23 protein-coding genes are annotated in these 23,396 nt (G+C 62.5%); 12 read left to right on the top strand and 11 right to left on the bottom strand.

All coding sequences use genetic code 11. From position 1 onward, the window contains the following. The first annotated feature begins 53 nt into the window (after positions 1-53). The 5 genes from ABWP89_RS05060 (at position 54) to ABWP89_RS05040 (ending at position 5,676) form a co-directional block, all read left to right on the top strand. Entirely contained in the window at positions 54-1,388 is a 1,335-nt protein-coding gene (locus ABWP89_RS05060; RefSeq protein ID WP_353227674.1) for a capsule polysaccharide biogenesis protein, read from the top strand. Positions 1,389-1,585: 197 nt separating this feature from the next. After that, positions 1,586-2,632 carry a biotin synthase BioB gene (bioB, locus tag ABWP89_RS05055; RefSeq protein ID WP_353227673.1) on the top strand — a complete coding sequence of 349 codons (1,047 nt, stop codon included), beginning with the start codon at positions 1,586-1,588 and terminating at the stop codon, positions 2,630-2,632. Next, positions 2,629-3,789, top strand: a complete 1,161-nt coding sequence (locus ABWP89_RS05050) for an 8-amino-7-oxononanoate synthase (RefSeq protein ID WP_502915235.1) — start codon at positions 2,629-2,631, stop codon at positions 3,787-3,789. The genes bioB and ABWP89_RS05050 overlap by 4 nt, the downstream gene beginning before the upstream one ends. Positions 3,790-3,799: 10 nt before the next feature. Next, complete coding sequence (bioD, locus tag ABWP89_RS05045; RefSeq protein ID WP_353227672.1) at positions 3,800-4,420, top strand: dethiobiotin synthase; 621 nt, start codon at positions 3,800-3,802, stop codon at positions 4,418-4,420. Continuing rightward, positions 4,417-5,676, top strand: a complete 1,260-nt coding sequence (locus tag ABWP89_RS05040; protein ID WP_353227671.1) for an adenosylmethionine--8-amino-7-oxononanoate transaminase — start codon at positions 4,417-4,419, stop codon at positions 5,674-5,676. The genes bioD and ABWP89_RS05040 overlap by 4 nt, the downstream gene beginning before the upstream one ends. On the opposite strand, the gene ABWP89_RS05035 is transcribed toward ABWP89_RS05040, so the two are convergent. The 4 genes from ABWP89_RS05035 to ABWP89_RS05020 are packed head-to-tail and all read right to left on the bottom strand — an operon-like array spanning position 5,670 to position 9,610. Further along, a complete protein-coding gene (locus ABWP89_RS05035) occupies positions 5,670-6,128 on the bottom strand; it encodes a spore coat protein U domain-containing protein (protein ID WP_353227777.1) in 459 nt (152 codons plus the stop codon). The genes ABWP89_RS05040 and ABWP89_RS05035 overlap by 7 nt on opposite strands. Before the next feature lie 41 nt (positions 6,129-6,169). Next, complete coding sequence (locus ABWP89_RS05030) at positions 6,170-8,515, bottom strand: fimbria/pilus outer membrane usher protein (protein ID WP_353227670.1); 2,346 nt, start codon at positions 8,513-8,515, stop codon at positions 6,170-6,172. Further along, a complete protein-coding gene (locus ABWP89_RS05025; RefSeq protein ID WP_353227669.1) occupies positions 8,512-9,231 on the bottom strand; it encodes a fimbrial biogenesis chaperone in 720 nt (239 codons plus the stop codon). The genes ABWP89_RS05030 and ABWP89_RS05025 overlap by 4 nt, the downstream gene beginning before the upstream one ends. Positions 9,232-9,238: 7 nt before the next feature. After that, positions 9,239-9,610: a Csu type fimbrial protein gene (locus tag ABWP89_RS05020; protein ID WP_353227667.1), complete on the bottom strand. Its 372-nt coding sequence runs from the start codon at positions 9,608-9,610 to the stop codon at positions 9,239-9,241. Here ABWP89_RS05020 and ABWP89_RS05015 point away from each other — a divergent pair. Next, a complete protein-coding gene (locus ABWP89_RS05015) occupies positions 9,594-9,977 on the top strand; it encodes a hypothetical protein (RefSeq protein ID WP_353227665.1) in 384 nt (127 codons plus the stop codon). The genes ABWP89_RS05020 and ABWP89_RS05015 overlap by 17 nt on opposite strands. A 639-nt stretch (positions 9,978-10,616) precedes the next feature. Here the strand turns inward: ABWP89_RS05015 and ABWP89_RS05010 are convergent. Further along, positions 10,617-10,973 carry a Csu type fimbrial protein gene (locus ABWP89_RS05010; RefSeq protein ID WP_353227664.1) on the bottom strand — a complete coding sequence of 119 codons (357 nt, stop codon included), beginning with the start codon at positions 10,971-10,973 and terminating at the stop codon, positions 10,617-10,619. Between ABWP89_RS05010 and ABWP89_RS05005 the strand changes: the two genes are divergently transcribed. After that, a complete protein-coding gene (locus tag ABWP89_RS05005; protein ID WP_353227786.1) occupies positions 10,909-11,166 on the top strand; it encodes a hypothetical protein in 258 nt (85 codons plus the stop codon). The two genes, ABWP89_RS05010 and ABWP89_RS05005, sit on opposite strands and share 65 nt — an antisense overlap. A 189-nt stretch (positions 11,167-11,355) precedes the next feature. After that, complete coding sequence (locus ABWP89_RS05000; RefSeq protein ID WP_353227775.1) at positions 11,356-12,501, top strand: JmjC domain-containing protein; 1,146 nt, start codon at positions 11,356-11,358, stop codon at positions 12,499-12,501. 165 nt (positions 12,502-12,666) lie between these two features. Here ABWP89_RS05000 and ABWP89_RS04995 read toward each other — a convergent pair whose 3' ends face one another. The 3 genes from ABWP89_RS04995 to ABWP89_RS04985 all read right to left on the bottom strand — a co-directional run bounded on the left by ABWP89_RS04995 (position 12,667) and on the right by ABWP89_RS04985 (position 14,158). Beyond that, positions 12,667-13,023 carry a hypothetical protein gene (locus tag ABWP89_RS04995; protein WP_353227663.1) on the bottom strand — a complete coding sequence of 119 codons (357 nt, stop codon included), beginning with the start codon at positions 13,021-13,023 and terminating at the stop codon, positions 12,667-12,669. Further along, complete coding sequence (locus tag ABWP89_RS04990) at positions 13,023-13,343, bottom strand: hypothetical protein (protein WP_353227662.1); 321 nt, start codon at positions 13,341-13,343, stop codon at positions 13,023-13,025. The genes ABWP89_RS04995 and ABWP89_RS04990 overlap by 1 nt, the downstream gene beginning before the upstream one ends. A 92-nt stretch (positions 13,344-13,435) precedes the next feature. Then, positions 13,436-14,158: a peptidylprolyl isomerase gene (locus ABWP89_RS04985; RefSeq protein ID WP_502915234.1), complete on the bottom strand. Its 723-nt coding sequence runs from the start codon at positions 14,156-14,158 to the stop codon at positions 13,436-13,438. Between the two features lie 173 nt (positions 14,159-14,331). Between ABWP89_RS04985 and ABWP89_RS04980 the strand changes: the two genes are divergently transcribed. Next, positions 14,332-16,218 (top strand): methyl-accepting chemotaxis protein, encoded by a 1,887-nt coding sequence (locus ABWP89_RS04980; protein WP_353227659.1) that lies wholly within the window; start codon positions 14,332-14,334, stop codon positions 16,216-16,218. A gap of 171 nt (positions 16,219-16,389) precedes the next feature. Beyond that, on the top strand, positions 16,390-16,734 hold the full coding sequence (locus ABWP89_RS04975; protein ID WP_353227658.1) for an energy transducer TonB: 345 nt from the start codon (positions 16,390-16,392) through the stop codon (positions 16,732-16,734). A 111-nt stretch (positions 16,735-16,845) separates the two neighbouring features. Here ABWP89_RS04975 and ABWP89_RS04970 read toward each other — a convergent pair whose 3' ends face one another. Next, positions 16,846-17,820: a glycosyltransferase family 2 protein gene (locus ABWP89_RS04970; protein ID WP_353227656.1), complete on the bottom strand. Its 975-nt coding sequence runs from the start codon at positions 17,818-17,820 to the stop codon at positions 16,846-16,848. 640 nt (positions 17,821-18,460) lie between these two features. Here ABWP89_RS04970 and ABWP89_RS04965 point away from each other — a divergent pair. Beyond that, the gene (locus ABWP89_RS04965; RefSeq protein WP_353227655.1) at positions 18,461-19,003 is read left to right on the top strand and encodes an FxDxF family PEP-CTERM protein; all 543 of its coding nucleotides are present in this window, start codon (positions 18,461-18,463) and stop codon (positions 19,001-19,003) included. Positions 19,004-19,228: 225 nt separating this feature from the next. Next, positions 19,229-19,873, top strand: coding sequence for a hypothetical protein (locus ABWP89_RS04960; protein ID WP_353227654.1), 645 nt, complete (start codon positions 19,229-19,231; stop codon positions 19,871-19,873). Positions 19,874-20,225: 352 nt separating this feature from the next. Here ABWP89_RS04960 and ABWP89_RS04955 read toward each other — a convergent pair whose 3' ends face one another. Together ABWP89_RS04955 and ABWP89_RS04950 are read right to left on the bottom strand one after the other, a co-directional pair. Continuing rightward, complete coding sequence (locus ABWP89_RS04955; RefSeq protein WP_353227653.1) at positions 20,226-21,593, bottom strand: hypothetical protein; 1,368 nt, start codon at positions 21,591-21,593, stop codon at positions 20,226-20,228. A gap of 160 nt (positions 21,594-21,753) precedes the next feature. Beyond that, positions 21,754-22,986: a phospholipase D-like domain-containing protein gene (locus ABWP89_RS04950; protein ID WP_353227652.1), complete on the bottom strand. Its 1,233-nt coding sequence runs from the start codon at positions 22,984-22,986 to the stop codon at positions 21,754-21,756. Between the last annotated feature and the right edge of the window lie 410 nt (positions 22,987-23,396).

Below are 23,396 nucleotides of genomic sequence, written 5' to 3'. Positions count from 1 at the left end.
CCCGCGCGCGGGCGGCGCCTGGCTGTAAGCAGAAGCGCCAAGCGATGGGGGACATGCGCATGATCGCCGACGGGATCGCCGCCTATGCCGGGGCCAACGTGCTGCTGCTGCAGGGGCCGGTGGGGCCGTTTTTTGCGCGGTTTGCGCGCGATCTGGCGGGGGTTGGCGCACGCGTTCACAAGATCAATTTCAACGGCGGTGATTGGCTGTTTGACCGCGGCGGCACCGCGTATCGCGGCACCATGGCGGAATGGCCGGCCTGGCTGGCGGCGCGCATTGCCGATTGGGGCATCGATGTGGTGTTCCTGTTTGGTGATTGCCGCCCGATTCACCGCCCCGTGCTGGCCGTGGCATCGCGGCTGGGGGTACCGGTCGGCGTGTTTGAAGAAGGCTATATGCGCCCCGATTTCATCACGCTGGAACGCCACGGGGTCAACGGCAACAGCCAGCGCCGCTGCGATCCGGCGGAATACCGGGCGTTGCCGCGCCGCTCGGTGACCATCCGCCCGATGCCGCGATCGTTCTGGCCGATGGCGCTGTGGGGTTTCCTGTATTTCACGGCCGGTGCGCTGACCCGCGCGCTGTTCCCGCATTATTGCCACCACCGCCCGCTGACGCTGTTGCACGCGCTGCCCTGGCTGCGGTCCCCGTGGCGCAAGGTGTGGTATCGCATTGCCGAACGCGGCCTGACCGCACGACTGACCGGCGCCTGGTCGCGGCGGTTCTTTCTGGCGCCGTTGCAGGTGCACAACGATGCGCAGGTTCACGATCATGCCGATGTGCGCGGGGTGCCGGGGTTTATCGTGATGACGATCATTTCGTTTGCGCGCGCGGCGCCCGGCGATGCGCTGCTGGTGTTCAAACACCACCCGATGGATCGCGGCTATTGCGATTATGCGCACTTGATCCGCCACACCGCACAGGCTGCCGGGTGCGGCGGGCGCGTGATCTATTGCCATGATCAGCATATGCCGACGATCCTGCCGCACTGTCGCGGCGCAGTGGTGATCAACAGCACCGCCGGGCTGGCCGCGATCGGCGCCGGCCGCCCGACCAAGACGCTGGGCCAGGCAATTTTCGACATGCCCGGGCTGACGCACCAGGGCCGGCTGGACCGGTTCTGGACCGAGGCGGAGCGCAGCGCACCCGACATGGACCTGTACCAGGCGTTTCGCGCCGAACTGATCGCGCAAACGCAGATCAACGGCAATTTCTATCGCCGGCTGGACCCGCAAGAATCGGCCACCGGGCTGGTGTGGAATGCGGCCGGGCCGCCGCCCTGCGATCATGACACGGGTGCCCCCACCGATACGGTCGTGCCGTTTCCCGAACGGCCGGCATTGGCGTCGAATCGCCAGGAGAGCAGCCGCCACCGCGCGCAGCGATAAGTGCCGGCAACCACACCAAGGGGCATCGCCGATCGCCGGGCCCGCCGCTGGCAATGGTTTGCGGGTGAAAGCCGCTGTACGCCATCACAAAAACCGGTTTGCAGATTGTGCCGCAGTGCTAAGGGCAAAAGAAAAAGGCGGGAGACGTGGCAGTGGCGCCGCGCTTTCGCCGGATTGCTGTGCAAAGGACACTTCGCATGTTTGCAGATGCCGCCGACACCCTCACCGCCCCGGTGCGCACCGACTGGACCCGTGCGGAAATCGCCGCCCTGTTTGATCTGCCGTTTACCGAACTGGTGTTCCGCGCGGCAGAGGTCCACCGCACACACCACCGCGCGGGCGAAGTGCAACTGTGCACGCTGCTGTCGATCAAGACCGGCGGCTGCCCCGAAGATTGCGGATACTGTTCGCAATCGGTGAAGGCCGACAGCGGGGTGGAGGCGACCAAGCTGATGGAAGTGCAATCCGTCCTGCAATCCGCCGCGCAGGCGCGCGATGCCGGATCAAAGCGGTTCTGCATGGGCGCAGCCTGGCGCAATCCAAAGGATCGCGACATGCCCGCGATCATCGCCATGGTCAAAGGCGTGCGCGACATGGGCATGGAAACCTGCATGACACTGGGCATGCTGACCGATGCCCAGGCCGCGCAACTGGCCCACGCCGGGCTCGATTATTACAACCACAACATCGATACCTCGCCGGAACGCTATGGCGAGGTGATCACCACCCGCACGTTCGGAGAGCGCATCGATACGCTCGACCGCGTGCGCGCGGCGGGCATCAATGTCTGTTCGGGCGGGATTGTCGGCATGGGCGAAACGCGCAGCGACCGTGTGGGTTTCATCCACGCGCTGGCGACGCTGGACCATCACCCCGAATCGGTGCCGGTCAACGCGCTGGTGCCGATCAAGGGCACGGTGCTGGGCGATATGCTGGCCGATACGCCGCTGGCCAAGATCGACGATATCGAATTCGTGCGCACGGTCGCAGTGGCGCGCATCACCATGCCGCTGTCGATGGTGCGGCTGTCGGCCGGGCGTGAGGCGATGAGCGACGCGACGCAAAGCCTGTGTTTCCTGGCCGGCGCCAATTCGATCTTTACCGGGGACAAGCTGCTGACCGCCGCCAATGCCGGCGATGACAAGGATGCGGCGATGTTCGCCCGGCTGGGCCTGAAGCCGATGGAGGGTGAAGAACCGCTGCGCGCGATCAAGGCGGCGGCACCCTGCGCAGCGGTGGCGTGACGGGCGCCAAACCGCTGTGGCAGGCGCACTGTGATGATCTGACCCGGCTGGCAAACGACCGCCGCTTGCGTGCGCTGGTGCCGCGGCGCGGGGCGGATTTTGCCTCCAACGATTACCTCGCGCTGTCCGGCGCGCCACGGTTGCGCAATGCGGTCGCCGCGGCACTGGCGCGTGGCGTGCCCGCGGGATCGGGCGGATCGCGGCTGTTGCGCGGCAACGACCCCGAACATGAGGCGCTGGAGGCCGAAGCAGCAGCCTGGTGCGGCAGCGAATCCGCGCTGTTCCTGTCATCGGGCTATGCCGCCAATGTCGCGCTGCTGGCGACGCTGCCACAGTCGGGCGACCTGGTGGTGCATGACGAGTTGATCCACGCATCGATGCACGAAGGACTGCGGCTGACCCGCGCGACCGCGATCGGCGTGCCGCACAACGATGCCACGGCCTTTGCCGATGCCTGTGCGCAGTGGCGTGGAGCGGGGCGTAACGCAGGGCAGCGTGGGCGGATCTGGCTGGCGTTTGAAACGCTCTATTCGATGGATGGCGATCGCGCGCCGCTGGCGGATCTGGTGGCGATTGCCGAACGGTACGATGCGATCATGCTGATTGATGAGGCGCATGCCACCGGGGTGTTCGGGCCGCACGGGCGCGGGCTGGCAGCGTCGCTGGACGGGCGCGCCGATACCGTGGCGCTGCGCACGTGCGGCAAGGCGCTGGGGGCAGAGGGCGCGTTGATCTGCGGGCCCGCAGTGATGCGCGATTTTCTGGTCAACCGCGCGCGCCCGTTCATTTTTTCCACCGCGCCATCGCCGCTGATGGCCGCCGCCGTGCGTGAAGCGATCGCCATCTGCACCGACGAACCCCACCGCCGCGCCACGCTGGCCGCGTTGATCGCGCAGGCCGAAGCGTTGCTGGCCCCGCTGGGCGCGACCGCTACAGGCACGCAGATCCTGCCGGTCATGCTGGGCGACAACGCACGGGCGATGCGCGTGGCCGCATCGTTGCAGGCCGCCGGGTTTGACGTGCGCGGCATTCGCCCGCCGACCGTGCCGCCGGGTACCGCGCGCCTGCGCATTTCGATCACGCTGAATGTGGGGCCGGACGATATCGCCGCGCTGGCACAGGCGCTGGCCGTGGCAATGGAGACAATACCCGCATGACTGCCCCCAAATGACTGCATACGTGGTGACCGGCACCGACACCGGCATTGGCAAGACGGTGTTTGCCGCTGCGCTGGCCGGGGCGCTGGATGCGCATTACTGGAAACCGGTGCAATCGGGGCTGGAGGACGGCGCCGATGCCGATACCGTGGCGCGGCTGAGCGGGATTGCGGCAAGCCACATATTGCCCGAAACCTATCGCCTGACCCAGCCGCTGTCCCCGCACCGCGCCGCCGAGCTGGATGGTTTGACGATCGATCCCGCGCGGCTGGAACTGCCACAACACCGCCCGCTGGTGGTCGAAGGGGCGGGCGGCGTGCTGGTGCCGGTGACCCGCGACGTGACCTATGCCGATGTGTTTGCCACCTGGGCGCTGCCGGTGATCGTGGTTGCGCGCACCGGCCTTGGCACGATCAACCACACCCTGCTGACGATCGAGGCGCTGCGCGCGCGCGGCGTGACCGTGCACGGCGTGGCCTTTGTCGGCGATGCCAATCCCGATAATGAGGCGACGATTGCCACAATGGGCGGGACCCGCCGGCTGGGCCGCCTGCCCCGGCTGCCGGTGCTGGCGCCCGCGCCGCTGGCCGCCGCATTCGCCGCCCATTTCGATCTGGCGGATTTTGCATGAGCGCGATCTGGCACCCGTTTACCCAGCACGGGCTGAACGAACCGATCCCGCAGGTTGACCGGGCCGAGGGCGCCGCGCTGTATACCCAGGATGGCCGCCGCGTGATCGACGGCATTTCCAGCTGGTGGGTCACCACGCACGGCCACAACCACCCGCGCATCATCGCCGCGATCCGCGATCAGGCCAGCCGGCTGGACCAGGTGATCTTTGCCGGCTGGACCCACGCCCCGGCCGAGGCCGTGGCGGCGGGTCTGCGCGCGCTGATGCCGGCAGAGCTGACCCGCGTGTTCTTTTCCGACAGCGGATCCACCGCTGTCGAAGTGGCGCTGAAAATGGCACTGGGGTTTCATGCCCATACTGGCACCAGCCGCAGCGGCGTGGTGGTGATGGAGCACAGCTATCACGGCGATACCATCGGCACGATGTCGGTCGGCGAACGCGGCGTGTTCAACGCCGCCTATGCGCCGCTGCTGTTCGATGTCGATACCGTGCCGTTTCCGCTGGGCGATGGTGACAACACGCTGACCGCGCTGGAAACCTTGTGCCGCGACAGACGCCCGGCGGCGCTGATTGTCGAACCGCTGGTGCTGGGCGCGGGCGGCATGCTGTTTTACCCGGCGCAGGTGCTGACCCGGATGGCGCAAATCTGCCGTGCGCACGGCGTGCTGCTGATCGCGGACGAAGTAATGACCGGCTGGGGCCGCACCGGCACGTTGCTGGCGTGCGAACAGGCCGGCGTGGTGCCCGATATCCTGTGCCTGGCCAAAGGCCTGACCGGCGGATCAATGCCGCTGGCGGTGACCATGGCGACCGAGCCGATCTATGCCGCGCACCTTTCCACCGACCGCGCCAAAACATTCTTCCATTCGTCCAGCTTCACCGCCAACCCCATCGCCTGCGCCGCCGCCGCCGCCAATATCGCGATCTGGCAGGACGAACCCGTCCGCACCCGCATCGCCGCCCTGGCCGCGCGCCAAACAGCAATGGTCGCCCGCCTGGCCACCCTGCCCGGCGTCACCAACCCGCGCACCTGCGGTACCATCGCCGCGATCGACCTGGCCGTCCCCGACAACGGCTACCTGTCCACCCTCGCCCCCCGCCTGCTCGCCCATTTCCGCGAAGCCGATCTGCTGCTGCGGCCGCTGGGCAACACCGTCTATGTCATGCCCCCCTATTGCCTGGACGAGGATGACCACGCGCAGGTTGAGGCTGGGATCGTGGCGGCAATCGGCGCGGTTGATCGCGGGCGTCAATAATCCAGGACCGCTGTAATTGTGTCAAAATATTGGGCGGCCACGGCGGCCACGGCCATCGGCGGGATGCGTCCATAGACGGTGATAGTCTGCCGATAGGGCGCATTCACGCCAACCACGCCTGAAATCGGCACACTGCTGCCCTGATCCATCCCGTTGCCCCAGATCCGCGTTCTTGTCGGATCAAGATACAGCTGAAACCTGAGATCGGATTGATTGCCGATGAGATGGCGATCCGTTGCGGGCGATGCCCCGACCAAAGCGATGCTGCCCGAAACTTGGCCAACAACCGTATCCGACGTCGTGCAGATCACTTTGATCGTGGCCGTGGAATCTGTCGAATTGGTGCGGTAGGGAATATAGGCGCCAAACATCAATGCAGTGGCCGCAATCGTGCAGACGATACCCGGGCTCGACGACGCCATGGCCGGTTGCGGCATCGCCAGAACCAGCATCAATGCGGCGGCACATCCACCGCATCGGGTGCGGAATGATCTTACAGACACGGCACGGGTCCGATTGTCGGGATATCCCCGGGCACCGGTTTGTACGTGACCTCGGCCAGGCAGCGCGATCCGTCCGGCCGCGTGATCTTTATCCGATTTTCGGGTTTTAAATCATTTAGATAGGCCTCACCATCATAACCAACGGTCTGGTCTGGCGCGCCGTCGACCGTAACCAGCGATCCGATGGGAATGGGCTTGCCGGTGCTGTCGTGCAAAACAATGACCGCAGCATGCACTTTCGTAACGGCAAAATCGACAATGACGCCCGAACCATCTCGCGGCCGCACGATCGTGAACGCCTGGCCAACCACAATGTCGGGTGGCAACCGCGACGGATCGAGTGACAGGCGGTTGTTTTGATATGACATCAGCGCAGGCACGATCAGCAGTCCATCCGCATTGGTTTTGCCAATCGGCCGGTTTTCATACTGGATCGGGATATTGCCGATATGCCCGGTACGCACCAACGCAAAACTGTCGTCGATATGGTTGCTGGCAAACACCGAACCACCAATCAGGCTCAGCGCGCCGCGCACACCCACCTGGCCCAGCACACCTGCCGACGACTGTTCAATTCCCGCGGTTACGTGCCCCCATTGGCCGTAATGATCGAATTCCGCGCTGTGCCGGCTGATGCCGCCTTCGGTGGCGCGGATCGTGTAGCCGAGGTCACCGGGTGCGATCGCGGTTTTGCCAAGACTGGCCGAACTGGACGATTGGCCGCCGTCATAGGAACCATCCAGCGCGGCTGAAATCCCGGACTTTCCAAAAAAGACACTCAATCCGCCGCTGAAACCATAGCCACCATGGCGGGAAATGTCCCGGTATGCCCCCAGGCGGAACGATCCGAGTTTTCGAATATAAACGTTATAGCTGGCATTGATGATACGATATTGCGAATTTCCGATTGGCAACGGCAATCCTGCGTCAGGCATGTTTGGGGCGATGCCATACTGATTTTGCGCGATATAGGAAATTCCGAACAGGCCCCAATTATTGGTCCGGTATCCGGCGCTGATATTCACGGTCGATTTTGGCAGGGCAAAGCCCCTGACCGCTGCAATATCGCGATATCCCACCGTTTCAAACGTGGCATTTGCACTGAAATTTATCCGGCGGGAGATCCGCTGGAAACCGATGACCGCCAATTCGCCCGATCGGCGACCGGCGGTGACCAGGCGGTTGCCGACAGAGCCTGATAACGCAACATTGGCGATGCCCAGTGCACCGATGCGAATGGTCGCACCCAGGCCGATCTGGCCAAGACCGTCGCTGGCTTCGCCGTGTGCTTCGATGGTAAGCCAGTCGGTCAGACCATGCTGAACCGATGCGTTGCCCGCCCACCCGGCATAGTGGTCCGTGTTTGTGCCATAGCCATCGCGAACCAGGCCCGCCGCCAGCGAAAAATTGGTCAGCCCGGGGCGCAACAGCGCGCTGCTGACATAAATGGGCACTGTCAGCACCGTCTGCCGGCCAAGCGTGTCCTGGATGGCCAGCGAAACATCGCCGGCACCGGTGATCACCGGCAGCATATGCACCGCGAATGGGCCCGGCTGAATGGCCGTGCTCGACTGTTGCACCCCGTTGGCGATCAGGTTGACCGTTGCGGGCACAACCGTCGATGCGGCAAACGACGGCAGCGGATAAGTAACCAGATCGGGCCGAAGATTGAAATCGCGGCTGAACTGGATCCCGCCAAGGCGGATCGCCCGGTTCCACGACAATGCACCCGTGACAACATCGCCCACCCGCAATCTGAACAGCTTGTCCGGGTCGGTAAAGGTATATGTGGTGCCAAGCCGGTGCACCACACCGCTGTGCCCGGAAATGGCGACCGCAGTGACATTCGCCACGGTATCAAAGCTGCCAAACGGGCCAAACAGGTGCAGGTCCAACAGGCCCGCAACGCTGGTTCCGGCATTCGAACGGTTCGCCAGGATGTCATAATCCAGCACCGCGCCAAAGCTTGTCGGTGAAAGCGGGGCCAGCGGGGCTTGCGCATCACCACGGATTACGGTGGTCAGCAACGCGGCATTGTCCGCTTCGACATAGATCACCTGTTCGGCTGCGGCGATCCGCACCCGCACACCAGGCAGGGCGGACAGCGGGATCAGCGTGTGCGCCTTTGCCAGATCGTCTGGCACAACGAAGCCAAGCGCAGTCATGTCCGCCGCCGTGGCGCACGGTTGACCATCGCAGCGCTGAAATTCGCCAACCAGGCCGGTCACGCGCCCGTTCAAAGTCAGCCCGAACACCTCGGCGGCATCCGCACCAAACGCCGGCAAAGGCTGGACAATGATCGAAACGGCACAAACGATCGCCGCGGCCGGTTTCAAGATTCGATCGGCAAACTCATGGTTGACCGCCCTGCGCGCACGACAACCGTCAGATTGACCGTGGCATTGGTGATCTTGCCGTCAACGGTCCACCGGCGCCGCGCGCCGGGCAGGATATAGGTGTTGGTGCCAAGCGGGACCGCGGCGACAGCCGCGCCGCCCGGCATCGCAACGCTCAGCGCAATGATCCGGTCATAGGCGGACCCGGTGTTTACCACGGTCAGCACGATCTGGTCGCCCTGGCCACGGACAGCGCGCCATTCCAAAGCCGGAACGATCGGCTGGTCGGGCGTTACAAACACCGGAATCGACACGCGCATCGCAAAACTCAGGTCACCAGGGCTGGCGCCGGCGGCCGGGATCTCTCCCAACAGCATGCGATAATGCCGCTCTATGGCGGCGTCGGCGGGTTTGCCTGGCCGCATCAGCAGGCGCAAGACCTGCTCTGCCCCGCCCGGTATGGTGGCCATCGGCGGCGACAGGATCACATCGGATGTCGCCGTCAGCGCGTCCTTGTCGCCGTCCTGGGTCCAGCGAAAGATCTGCGCCTGCATCACGATCGGGTTGGACCGCGAATTCGCGACTTTAACCATGGCCGACGTTTGCCCGCGCGCCAGCACCACGCTGACGGGCGAGATGGTCAGGGTGCCCGCCGGAAGACCTCCGGCAACGGCCGCGCCAAGCGCGACCAGTTTTAAAAGGGAAAGGGCACCCATGCCGGATTCAATACGTCAGCGTAACAACGACAGTGTCGGTAAAGTCGGTGCCATTGCCCGATGAATACGGCTGACCGGCAGCAATACGGCCGTAAATCGGAATGATCTGGGCCGTCGCGATACCTGTGCCGACAACCGGCGCTGTAACGTTGGTCCAAACGGTGCCGCGCGCGGCATCCTTGTACAAATCATAGTTCAGCGTGTTCAGGCCACTTTTGATATTGCGCTGCGCAGCAACACCATTCTGGCCGCCATCCAGCGAAACCGAATAGCTGCCACCGTTGGTGCAAGTAACAGTAATGGCGCTGGTGCTATTGGTCTGCATGGTGGCAACGCCAGCGGTGCCGACTTGGCCAAAATTCATGGCGGTCGCGCTCAACGAACAGGCGGTGTCGATCGATGCATTGACCGGAAAGCTGGTCGAGGTCGTAGCCGCCATCGCAGGTTGCGCAATGATGCCAAATGCGGCCAGAAAAATTGGCGCGAAAACGATTTTGGAAATTTGCAAATTATTATCCATTTTGGTTGGGGGTTTTATTAATCGCCGTAATTCATCCGAGATTAAATTATCTATCGACTTTGGAGAGTATTTTTATCGTCATACGACTAATCAAAAATCAATTCCGGCTAGCTCTCCGCCCACCGAGGCCGACCAAATAGTTTTATTTTTCGGAATGTCAAAAATAATATTGAATTTTGGTCATAAAATGGATTGGTATGAGAAAATTTTTTATTTCTTGATTTAAGATGATTCACTCATATCGGCGAGATCGACCGATAAATAAAGCGGTCACGGCCACCGAAAGCGCCGATTATCGGCGCATTCAAATGCATCGGACACCTCGCGCAAAGCGGCCGCGCATCTGCTCAGTCACCGCGGCATGCCGGCAATCCGCGCGCGCGCGGGCAGCACGGCGGATCATCCGGCCCTTTGCCACGGCCGCGCCGATCCGGCGAAATTGCCCGATAACCGCCAGCATCGCAGCGCATGATCCCGACGAGGACAAGCAGGCCCCGCACGCGCACATCGCAAAACCGCATCGGGCCGATGCCCGGCGCTCAACCCCGCAGCAGGTTATGGATCAAACCGCGCTTGCGTGCGCCACCGTTGCCAAGCCGCCGATCGCGCCGGAATACAGGCTGGCGATCATGCCATTCGCACCGGGCACGCGCCGTTTTCAAGCGGCGGGGGCGTCCTCCGGCCCCATATCAAAGTTCACTGACGTGAACTCATACCTCCCGCCCCGCCTCCCCACCGGACCACCATAACCTACTGGTATCGTTGGTGGTCGGCTCCTCAGCGAAAACGTCCCCCGGACGTTTTCGTGCTCTTCGTCGCGGGAAGCGGGGCGGGAGGTATGAGTCGCGCTTTGCGCGACTTCGTATCAATAGGTCAGCGTGACGACCACCGTGTCGGTATAGTCAGTGCCGTGGGCGGCCGAATAAGACTGACCGGCGGCGATGCGGCCATAAACAGGAATGATCTGTGCGGTTGCGATACCCGTACCGGTAACCGGCGCGGCAACCGCGGTCCAGACCGTGCCGCGCGCAATATCCTGGTACAAATCATAGCTGAGGGTGTGATCGCCGTTTTTGATATTGCGCTGCGCCGCGACCGCATTCTGCCCACCGTCAAGCGAAACCGAATAGCTGCCACCGTTTGTGCAGGTCACGGTGATGGCACTGTCGCTGCTGGTTTGCGATGTGCCGGCACCGGCGACGCCAATTTTTCCGAAATTCATGGCCGTCGCGCTTAACGAACAAGCCGTGCCAAGCGACGCCGTGACCGGAAAGCTGGATGACGCCGTAGCCGCCATCACCGGCGCTGAAATTACGACAGATGTTGCCAGAACAATTGGCAGGGCCATAATTTTAACCAGCTGCAAGACAATTTCCAGATTTTTTGAGGGGCTATATTTGCCCGGATCATTTTAACTCGCATTATTTTTGATATCGGGTCTGACATCGATCGTGCGCTTTAAAATGTTAATAAAAAACAATCAGAATTAATGAACGGGTAGTAAATCAGGATTTAGCAATAGTGCGGCCTTGCCGGTTCCTGTCGACCAGGACGCCGCCGCGCATCGCTTTGACACCACCGCCCCGCAGGCCCATTGCCTGACCATGCACCTCGCCCATTTCGACATCGACCATTTCCTGTGCCACCATTGGCAGAAACGCCCCCTGCTGATCCGCAATCCGTGGGCCGCCTGGCGCAATCCGCTGGAGCCCGATGAACTGGCCGGGCTGGCCTGTGATGACGATGTCGAAGCGCGGCTGGTGATTGGTGATGATGCACGGCGGGTGATGGAAAGCGGGCCGTTTGGCGAAAGCCGGTTTGGGGAATTGGGCGCCGGGCCGTGGACTTTGCTGGTGCAGGCGGTGGACCACCAGGTGCCCGATGTGGCGGCGTTGATGGAGCCATTCCGGTTTGTGCCCGACTGGCGGATCGATGATGTGATGGTCAGCTATGCCAGCCACGGCGGGGGTGTGGGGCCGCATTTTGACCAGTATGATGTGTTTCTGGTGCAGGGGCTGGGCCAGCGGCGCTGGCGGGTGGGGCCGGTGTGCGATGCGCAGACGCCACTGCTGCCGCACGATGATCTGCGGCTGATCGCGGATTTTGAGGCGAGTGACGAATGGGTGCTGAACCCCGGCGATATTTTGTATGTGCCACCGTGCTTTGCGCATGATGGCGTGGCGGTAGGCGATGATTGCATGACCTATTCGATCGGGTTTCGCGCGCCATCGCGCGCCGAACTGGTCGAAGGTTTTTGCGATCACCAGACCGAACACATGGTGGACGAGGACCGCTATGCCGACCCCGATCTGGCGCGGCAGGCTGCGCCGGGCGAAATCACCGCGGTGGCGATCGACCGCCTGCACGCGCTGGTGACCAGCGCGTTGGCCGACCGCGACGCGTTTGCCCGCTGGTTTGGCGCGCACAACAGCCAGCCCAAATACGATGGCGACTGGCGCCCAGATGCGCCAATCGACGCGGCGACGCTGCGCGACAGCCTGGCGCAAGCGGTGCCGCTGGCGCGCAACCCGGCCAGCCGCTTTGCCTTTATGCGGCTGCCGGATGGCAACCGGCTGTTTGTGGATGGGCAGGACTTTGATTGCGCGGGCGCGCTGGCCGGGCTGGCCGAACAACTGTGCGCCGGCAGCGAGCTGGTGGTTGATCCGCACTGGGCGGGATCGGCAGACGGGCTGGCGCTGATCGCTGCGCTGATTGACCAGGGCAGTGTGGCGTTTGTCGAGGACGATTGATCCTGCGAAGTTTCCACGTAAATGCTTGATCCGAAGTTGTTATATTGCGGGCACTGCCCCCCTCCCCTTCAGGGGAGGGGCCGGGGGTGGGGGCTCTCAACAAAGCTCGGCGCTGGGGGATAGCCCCCACCCCAACCCCTCCCCTGAAGGGGAGGGGCTTTTCGTTCACTGATAACGCAGGGTGTTGTCAAACCCGGTGTTGGCCTTGGTCATCCCGGCCAGTTTTCGCAAACAGGCGCGGACCTCGCGTTCGAAACGCCGGTCATCATAAATGCCGGTGACCGGGTATTCATCCTGCGCCAGCAAGTGTTTCAGGCGATCGGCAAAGGCGGCCTGGTCGTGCTTGGCGGCGGCGGTCACGGCGCGGCAGACCCATTCCTCGGCGGCGGCCTTGTCATAATCGTCCTGTGCTGAATATCCGCGCTGGTCCGCTGCGGCCTGATCCAGCCGCGCCGCAGCGATGCGGGATTCCAGCCATGTGCGGACTTGTTCGCCGTCCCACGGTTTTGGCGCCACGCTCATCAGTTGCCGTCTGCGTCGACGGTGAACACCATCGGTTTGCCGCGCGATTCCGGGTCCCACCCGGCCAGCAGCGCGGCGCGAATGCCGCGCGCCACGATGGCATCGCTGATCTGCAGGCGGCCGCGTTGCAGTCCCTTTATCAGGCGTTTGGGCGGGGGAAATTCCAGCACGGCTTCGCGCTGGGTGTCCTGCTGGCGCAAGGCCACCGCCATGCCCCGCCAGCCTTCAAAATCGCCCCATTGCGGCTCTCGGCGCAGTTCCCAATCATAGGGAAGCCCGTCAACGTTGACCGTACCGCTAAGCTTGTGAGTGTTTGACATGGCCACGCGACTAGCAGGTTTCTGGCGGCAGACCATGGCCATGCTGCCCGCGCGCACCGCTCATGCGGCAAACGGGTGCCATCGGGTCACAATCAGCCCTTGGCGTCGCTGGGCAAGGGTTCGCGCCGCACCGTCAGCACTTTGACCGGGTCGGCCAGCATCTGCCCGCGCATCACGCCATCACCCAGCGTGGGGGACATCGGCGCATCCCAGATCTTGCGCGCGACATCCATGCCCGACACGACGTGGCCAAACACCGCATAGCCGACCTGCAAATCGGGGTCGGTGGCCGTGGGATCGGCATCCAGCCCGCTCATATCGGACAGCAGGATCGAAAAATCGGCGGTGGCAGTTCCGGGTGCATTGCGCGCCATCGAAAGCGATCCGGCCTTGTGCGACAGCCCGGTCGCACTGGTCGGTTCGTGTGCAATCGGCGGGAACAGGCGGCGCGGGTCGCGCAGGCCGCCCTGCACCAGCCCATTGGGCTGATCCCCCCAGGCCAGGTGCATCGCCCGGTAAAAGGTGATGCCGTCAAACCGTTTGGTATCAACATAGTGCAGGAAATTGGCGGTCGTTATGGGCGCATGTTTGCCATCCAGATCGACCTCGATCGTGCCAATCGTGGTCACCAGCGCCACGCGCACGGTATCGGCCAGCGGGATCGGCGCAGGATCGGGGGCCGCGGCGGGTTTGTGCACGGCGGCGCCATGGCTGGCGCGCACCGGGGCGGCCGCGGCGGGACCAGCGGACAGGGCGAAAGCGGCGCACCACAGTGCGATGGCGAATTGGGCGACAGCGAATCGGGTGATCATCATCGCGCGATGGTGCCGCAGCAAGGGCCGCCCTGCCAAGCCCGAACGGCACCCGCGTTAACCGCCCCTTGCGCGCGAATACCGAGGCACGGGCTTACGCTATTCCAGCGGTTCAGCGTTAATTTGGCGTGTATCGCCGCCGGATGCCCGGTGTCTGCCCTGTTGCTGGAGCCATCATGGTCCGTTTCAACATTTCCGCCAAATTGCTGACCGCGTTTTCCCTGCTGCTGGCGATCATGGCGGTGATGGGGCTGTTTGCCGTGCAAAAGATGGGCGAGGTCGATGCGCTGTCGGGCGAATTGCGCAGCCGCTGGCTGCCTGCGGCGCAATCGCTGGGCGATATCCATGCCTATCTGTCGCAATACCGCATCAAGCAGGGCGATCTGGTGGAAACCCCGTCGGACCGCACCGAAAAACTGGTGCGCAATGCCGAACTGGTCATCAACGGCCTGCTCGATGATTATGGCAAGCACGCCGATGACAAGCAAAAGACCGCGCTGGACCAGCTGCGTGCGGGCTGGACCGCCTATACCGCGCAGAACACCACGATGGCCGCCGCGGCCCGGCATGGAGATCCGGCAGCGCGCGCGCAATTCCAGGGCCCGGGCCTCGACCAGTTTTACGCGATGGAAGACAGCGTGCTGGCGATGATCGACCAGGATGGAAAGGCGGTGGCCGATGTGTCGAACCGCTCCACCCAGATCTACGCCTCTGCGCGCACGGTGCTGATCGGCGCCATCGTCGGCGCGCTGTGCGCGGCGATCGGGCTGATGGGCGTGCTGATGGTCAATATCGCGCGGCCATTGGCGCAGATGCGCGATGCGGTCGGGCGGCTGGTGGCGGGCGACATGGCGGTGCATCTGCCAGGCCTGGGGCGCAGTGACGAAATCGGCGCGCTGGCCGCCGCGCTCGACCGGTTCAAGGACCTGGTGCGCGCCGATGGCGACCGCGCCGCCGCCGAAAAAGCGCGAAGTGACGAAACGCAGATCACCATCGCCGCGATCGGCGGCGGCCTGGCCGCACTGGCGGCCGGCGATCTGAGCCACCGCGTGCCCGAAAATGGCCAGGGCGCGCTGGCCAAGCTGCATGTCGATTACAACACCGCGGTGGGCGAATTGTCCGCCGTGCTGGCCAAGATCGTCGATGGATGCACCACCATCCAGACCGGCACGATGGAAATCGCCGCCGCCGCCAACGACCTGTCGTTGCGCAGCGAACAGCAGGCCTCATCGATTGCCGAAACCGCGCGCACGTTGGGCACATTTACCGGCACGGTGCGCATCACCGCCGATAACGCGCGCCAGACCAGCAGCCGGCTGGGCGTGGCGCGCAGCACCGCCGGCAGTGTTGAGGATATCGCGCGCCGCGCGGTCGAAGCGATGCGATCGATCGAAGGATCGGCGCGCGAAATGTCGGAAATCGTCAACGTGATCGACGGCATCGCGTTTCAGACCAACCTGCTGGCGCTGAACGCCGGGGTAGAGGCGGCGCGCGCCGGCGATTCGGGCCGGGGCTTTGCCGTCGTCGCCAACGAAGTGCGCGCGCTGGCGCAGCGCAGCGCAGAGGCGGCGAAGGACATCAAGACGCTGATTTCCACCAGCACCGACCAGATCGGCGGCGGGGTCAGCCTGGTCGAATCAAGCGGCGATGCGATGCGGCAGATCGTGGGTGAGGTCAGCGCGGTGTCAAACCTGGTCGATGAAATTGCCGAAGCGGCCGAACGCCAGGCCACCGGCATCGCCGAAATATCCGACATGGTCAGTTCGATGGACCGGTTTACCCAGCAAAACGCCGCGATGGTCGAACAGACATCGGCCGGCACGCGCAACCTGTCAGAGGAAACCGTGCGGCTGATGGAACAGATGAACCGGTTCAATGTGGCCCAGGCCCAGGCCGGCGGCGCGTCATACCTGTCGCAGCCGCGCCACGAACCGGCGGTGGTGCCGCTGCCAGTCCGGCCGACACCCGCTGGGCGCCCGCTGCCGACGTTTGACGGTGCCGCGCGCCACGGCAACGCGGCAGTGGCCCGCGCACCTGCCGGCGATGACTGGTCGGAATTCTGACCGTGACCGGCCAATTGCCCACCACACGCGCAAATACGTAGCCAGGGATTGGCGCCGAACTAACCGCCAGTCGCCATACCTTGTTCAGCCTGATGGCCAATCCCCGCTTCCCCGTTTTCCCCGGACTGGTTGCCCTCCGCCTACCCCACCATCGCAAAAAAGGACGACACAATGCGCAAGTCTATGGCCCTGTCGATCGCCCTGGGCCTGGCCGCCCTGGCCCCGGCGACGGCATCGGCACAATCGGCCGACTGGATCAAATCGGTTGCCCGCGCGATTGCCGCCAAGCAGACCTATCCACGCAGCGCGCAAATGCGCGGCGAGGAAGGCACCGCCAAGGTCAAGATCAGCATCAGCGCCAGCGGCGCGATCGAACGCACCGAACTGGTGGCGCCGTCGGGATCATCGACGCTGGACAAAGAAGCCGTGGCGCTGCCGCAGCGCGCTGGCCAGGTACCGCCGCCCCCGGGCGGTGCCACCACCGTGACCGTGCCAATCACCTGGAAACTGCTGTAACCACTGATTGAATTACCATGATCGACGGGGCGCGGCGTGCATGCTGCGCCCTGTTTGATTCCGCGGCGCATCGGTGTGCGGGGCGGTGGGTGGCGCTTTTGAAACAGACGCTCAGGCGTGGCGATTGCCGGCGGCGTCGCGGGCATATTCCATGTGCAGCACACCGCGATGCGCGTTCCACCGCCCCATCACTTTGTCCAGTTCGAACAGCCATCCGCTGATCCGCGCCTCTGGCTCTCGATTCAGCAGCGGATAGAGCGGCAGGCGCAAGGTCAGCGCCAAGGTCTTGAGCAAGGGGCGCAGCCGGCCGTAATCGATCATTTCCCAGTTCACTGCGTGATTGCCGATCCGGAACCGCCGCATGCGCATCCATGCGACCGACGCACGCTGTGGCGGCACCTCCTCCTCCACCACCGCATCGGGGGCCCAGGCCATGGGATGCCCGGCATTGAACAGCGACCGGAAAAAGATCGTATCGCCGCCACCGCTCAGCCCGAACCGATCATCGAACAGCGGGCGCGGATGGTCGCGGATCGCATCCAGATCGATCAGGAAATTGCAGGTGCAGAACACAAAGGTCCGCCCGGCCAGCTGTTGCGGTTGCACCGACCAGAACCGGGCAATCCGCTGCAAACCCGCCTTGGTGGCGGGAAACACCGGCAGTACCGGCCCGCCTACGACATGGGCCTGGCTTTCGGCCTGCACCGTCGCCAGCGCCCGCAACCAGCCTTCGGCCGGCCATTCATCATCATCGATCATGGCCATGAAGCGCACCCCGGCCTGCTGCGCCCGCGCAAAGATCGCGTTGCGCGCGGCGGCAATGCCGGGCCGTTGTTCCACCGAAAAATCCAGCCGCAGGCCCAAACGGCGCGCCTGATCCGCGGCCGCCTGCGCTACCGCAGGATCGGTGCCATCGTTATCCACCACGATCACCAGCGGATCGATCCCGGCAAAGCGGGCCGCGCGCGCGACATGATCGATCACCCGCAGCAAACCTGCCGGCCGGCGATAAGTGGCCAGACCGACCGCCCAGGAATCACCAGACCCCGCACCGGGACTGTCGGGCATGGCGGCACGCATTGTCATGGCAAACAACCTGTCATGGCGAAAAACCTTGTCGTCTGGGGTCAGCGGGGTCCTACGCAGGACCCCTTATCCAAACCAGTTCAACCAACTCGGAAACGGACAGAACCGCCGCCCGCATACGCCACCGCCCAGAACGCCAATCTGCGTGCCACGGTGTCTGTGGCAGCGAATCGCACCGGTTGGTCCGATTGCCGCCGACGACCGCCAGGACAGCGCCCCTGCACGCCGGTGCGCAGGTGCGCAGGTGCGACGGTTCAGTTTTGGAACTGGTATCGAGCAATTGCGAAAGCCGCGATTGCCGTCGCCAAATCCGCCCAAAATTCCGCCCATCCCCTTGATTTACGTATAATAGTATAGAGCAACTAAGCCAGCAATCGGTGCCGTTAACCGGGCCGGCGGCGATGAACGGGCCGCATCGCACCATGGCCTGTGCCTATTCAACCGGATTCGGGTCAAACCCCCGGCGCGCGTGCATGGACTTGTCCAAATGGCTTGGTTAGCCCGAAATTAACGACAAGACGGCACTGTTTTGCGGCCCTTTGATACGGGGTCCGCCCCTTTGATACGGGGTCCGCCCCTTTGATACGGGGTCCGCAAGCAGTTCCGCCCTGGCGTTTTTCTGATCGGGAGTATTCACATGATGAAGAAACTTGTTTTGGGCGCCGCCGTCGCGTCTGCTGTCATGGCAGCAGCCCCGGCACACGCAGCGCTCGTTTCCTATACGGCATCGGGGACCACCTCGTTTGCCGATCCGACGACTGGCGATGCGTCCTCCAGCAGCTTTTCGGACAACGGCATCGGGTCGGGCAGCTTTACCGACACGCTGAAGTTTACGACGGGCATTACCGGCGAAACGATTGCCGCCATCACGATCACGGCGTTTTCGCATTCGTTCAGCTCGTTTACCGCGACGCTGAACGGCAATACGCTGACGCCGAACATCATCCCCGGCAACATCCGGGTTTATGCGATCGACGTGGCCAATCTGGTGGCTGGTACGCAAACGCTGGTGATCAGCGGAAGCTCGCTGGGGCATGCCGGGTATTCCGGCAGCATTTCGGCGCCGATTCCGGAACCGTCGACCTGGGCGCTGTCGATCCTGGGCCTGGGCCTGGTCGGTGGCATGCTGCGTTCGCGTCGCCAGACGCTGCGTCAGCAGTCCGGTGCGCTTGCCGCGGCCTGATTGCCACAATGCAGGGCGGGTCGTGCGGTTGCCCAACCGCACGGCCCGCCGCTGTCGGCCACCGCGATAGACCGCCGCCTGTGCAACCGTTTCTGCGGCAACAGGCGATGGCGTCGGCGGCAATCTGCGGCATTCTGACAAACGGTTGGACGGTCGCGGGGCCGGCAATCGACACAATTCCAGCAGGGCGTAACGCCGCCTGTGGATGAATTTGGGGACCTGATTGTGGACAATCTTGCCGGAAACGAGCGCCGCCTGGCCCGTCGGGTCATGATTGCCACGCTGCTGATGCTGGTCTTTTCAACCGCACTGTTCGTCAGCCGCCCGTATTTTCTGGCCCGGCCCCAGCCTGACGATGCGTCGCCGGGCAGAGATCAAGCGGCCGCACTGGCGCAGCTTACGCCTCTCGCCAGATTGCACGCAGCAGACCCGTCCGACCACAACCCCGCCCATCCGCGCCCACGCACGCGGGCGCACCGTCTGGCGCTGGCCCAAACCTCGCCCGATCCCGGCGGTTTGCGCCAGCGCCTGGTTGGCGCGACCGGACCGGCGCCCAACACCGATCTGGCCATCAACCTCCCCGCCCCGGACGCAGACCTGTTCGCCATGGCAGCCCCGCAACCGCGCCAGTTCGGCGCGGACGACCTGGGCCTGCTCTATCGCTTTTCCGCCGAACGGCGATACCTGCTGCCACAACGCGGCCTGGCCCTGAACGACCGCCTCCCCCTGATCTTTGCACAAAGCAACGCCGTGCCGGAACCAGGCACGTGGATGACGATGATCCTGGGCCTGATGCTGACCGGGGCACTGCTGCGCGCCCGCGCGTCATGGGGCCCAAAACTGGCCATCGCAGAAGATCCGCCGCTGTAGCCCGCCGCGCGGCGTTTTTCACACCGTGAACATTCCGGCAAAACGCGCGGGCAAATTCCGCTCAAGTGGTGCGCGAACGGACGGCCGACAACGGCCAATAGCAGCCGGGTAAGGCTGTGGAAGCTTTGCGCCCCAATTGTCGCCGTTCGCGGTGCATTTCGCAAATCCCAAAACCAGCCATTCCGGTCCAGCCTAGCCGCCCCCTGTCGTGTCCGCTGGTGAAGGCGGATCGGTAGGGCAGGTCGTGGGGTGCGCATGGCAGATCGCTACCGTTGGATATGCGGCATCTCAAACCTAATAATCTGACCTACCCCTCCAATGGCAGCTCAGGTTCGATTACAGCTTGCATCGCCTACTGCAAACTCTTCTCAGCTTCGGAGAAAATATAGTCGGCGTTGCTAATTTGCAAAGTTAAAAAGAATAATCTCTCAAAATCGTCTTGGGTTACCACAAGAATACCAAGCTGACGAGCTTGGTCGAGATCACCCTGCACTTCATCGCGGGTCTTCATGGTGAATATCACTGGTAGTACCCGAAGGTTGGGAAAGTTTGACTGCTCCAGTTGGTTTCGAACAGCGGCTGTTCGGTCGACAAGGTGCGTGAGTTTGTGCTCCGCCTTTAGTACGCCGATGGTGCATTCTACGACGGCAAAATGGCCTTGGGGCGTGGTGACTAAGACGTCAGCTGCGTCTGACATGCGCGGAATGCCGCCGAGATAGACCGAGTTGAAACCAAGCATCCACAGCAGGCAAGCGACTGCGGCTTCAAATTCACGTGCCTGCTTGCCACCGGTGCGGACAAGGGACTTTAGCTTCTGCAGTCCCTTGTCTGTGGCCTCGTACGCTGCTCGTCGGGGATTCTGGCTGTGGTCTGGATCGCTGAACCACCAGTGCTGATAGGTGGCGCCATCATAACAGGCATAGGCATGAATCGTTGCGGCTGCCGGCACATCTACAGTCGCTTGACCGAGCTGTACACCGTCCACCTGCGACCACGTCATGGCCGTTCCACCTATCCGCTCACGGGCGATAGCCACACCTTGAGACATCACTCTGTAGCCGATGCTGGCTTTGGCAGTATCAAGGCCTTCGCATAGCCGGAGCCCAAAATGCGCGACGGTGCCGTCGACATGCGAGGCGTTGTCGATGGCGACGACATTGAAGGCAACGGCTTCGAACAGGGAGCCGTGTTGGGGCAAAGTGGCCAGGTTCAGTTCACGGGTGAGCTCATTTACGCCATCAAAGGGTTGCGCCGCCGCCCGTAGCTCCCAATCGAATGGCGGGTGCAAAAGATAGCCGGTCTGATCGTTTCCAAACATCTGGAGGACAGCGATGCGGGTTTGACTGGCGATACCGTCAGGGTGGAGTGGTATGAACGTCATGCCGTATTCGCCTCCCATCCTGGGAAGGAAATGCAGCGTCTCGCCACCGACCTCGATCACACCGGAACGCATTGCGTCGATGCACTTTTCCAGTGCGAACAGGTCCGTACCAACCGGGTCGGTCCCAGCGAGGATATTGTCCGTCCTTACTGAAAGGAGCGGTATCTTGGTTGCGGGCAGGTGGAGGGTGATACGGGCACGAAATATTTCCCAGCGTCCATCGCGGCGAAATGCCACGAAACTGAAGCTTGGCACCATCGCCGCCCGAAAGCCACGCACCGCATTGAGGAAGTCAGAGATTGCTGGCGGCGCGGCAGGCTGATCGGGCTGGGTTGTCATAATATTTCCCGCGAGAAGCGGAGATATGCTCACATACTCTCCTGAAACCTACCAGTGGGCGATGGGCTAATTCCACCATTAGCGATGTCATGAACGAAAGCTAGCTTCAGTCGGTCGGGATTTGGGCAGCGACCGACCGCAATGGCAGCGGACGGATACGTCAGGTCTCATCGCCGTCCTCTTCATCATCGTCGGGGCGATTCCCATGCCAATAAACATAGTTGAAAAGGGCATCGAGTTCGGTGAAATCGTGGAGCCCGAGCGCCTTGCGCACGGCATCCGCATGGCCGCAGTAAAGCTGATACGAATCCGCGCTGACGCTCGCCTTCGACGGATGCCGCGGAAATTCATTGTACCCTGCGAGGCGCAAGCCGGCGACTGAGTTCTGGTTCATCACCGCAAATCGCTTGTTATCGAGCGTGTGCAGCATCTCGGTGAGCAGATTGATACCTGCACCTCTGATACTGACGAAGGCGCCGTGCAGAACTGCGAAGGCATCGTGTGGTGAGAGATCGGGCCGATCGATGATCGAGACTACGGCAAGCACGAACGCATCGCGTTGAACAGCGATCCGGGTCTTTTGACGCGCTAACCCACCAGAATGAAACAGGGAAATCAGGCGTTCATATAGTCCGAGAAAATCCTTCTCTGATTTGCCGCGCCATGAAGCGATGGATCGCAGCTGCCTAGGCGCGGCGACGAGATTGTCGCGTCTGATTTTCAGTTGAACCTCAAAATTCGATTTCGCGCCGCCTTCCTTCATCAGTCGAAGGAAATTCGCCAACGCATCAAGCGATGAATCGCCGGATGCGACCGCGCGGCTTGCGCGCCGCTTGGCGAAACGAAACCACGCGGCGTTGATTTCGTGATCCTTTTCGTACCGATTGATCAGCACCGTGGTAGCTGGGACAATTGCTTCATCTTTGATCAGATCATTGAAATGCTTAGTGACCGATGCCATCATCATGCCGCGCGCATCATCGACCAGCACTGAAGCCTCATAGTTTTGGGATAAGCCGCCGTGAGTGAAGTTCGCCGAACCAACCACGACAGTGTATCTATCTCTATACTCGAATGCGTAAATTTTTGGGTGAAAAGTGTTATCGGAATTGCTGAGATACAATTCTAAATTATATTTCTTGCTGAGCTTGAAAAGGATGCGGAGTACCTGAGGATCGGTATGAAAAAAGTTGAGACCTATGGCGATCCGTGCCGACATCTCACTTGCGATTGCCATTTCCAACGCGACTTTTACGTTTTTCCACCCGGAGCGCTTTGCGAATGCCACCAAGCATTCGAAACGCTTGGCATTTTTGAACAGTCCAACAATCTCGGATTTATGATCACGGCTTTCTTCGTTAAATAGGAGTTGAATTGCCTGTGTCTTTGCCATGAAAATCCCTCGAATTTTTCAAACGATGCATTGCCTTGACTCAATATCGAAGGGGCCGGTACCAACCGCAATCGCATTCCACACCAACACTAAAGGCTCACTCTAGCGCAAAGATGCCGAAACATTGCCGATAGTCAAATAGGTAATTAGTCCAATTAGCTAGCATTGCGGAGTTGGCACTAGGAACCGACAGTCCCGGAGTGAACGTAAGGTGGCTTTCGATCAAGCGATTTCAAGCTCTGAATGTCGCCTTTCGCGGTGGTAGCTGGCGACCGCTCGTAGCATTCTCGAACGGCGGCTATTCCGAGGTCGGGACCTAAAACCTGCCAGTCAGCACACGACCCAATTGACGACATGCGGGATGGCTCTGCCAATGGCGGATTCCCAGAACACGCCACCTCATTTTAGCG

The sequence above is a fragment of the Novosphingobium sp. genome, assembly GCF_040398825.1.
GTDB lineage: Bacteria > Pseudomonadota > Alphaproteobacteria > Sphingomonadales > Sphingomonadaceae > Novosphingobium.
This window is presented reverse-complemented; position numbering and strand designations above follow the sequence as displayed.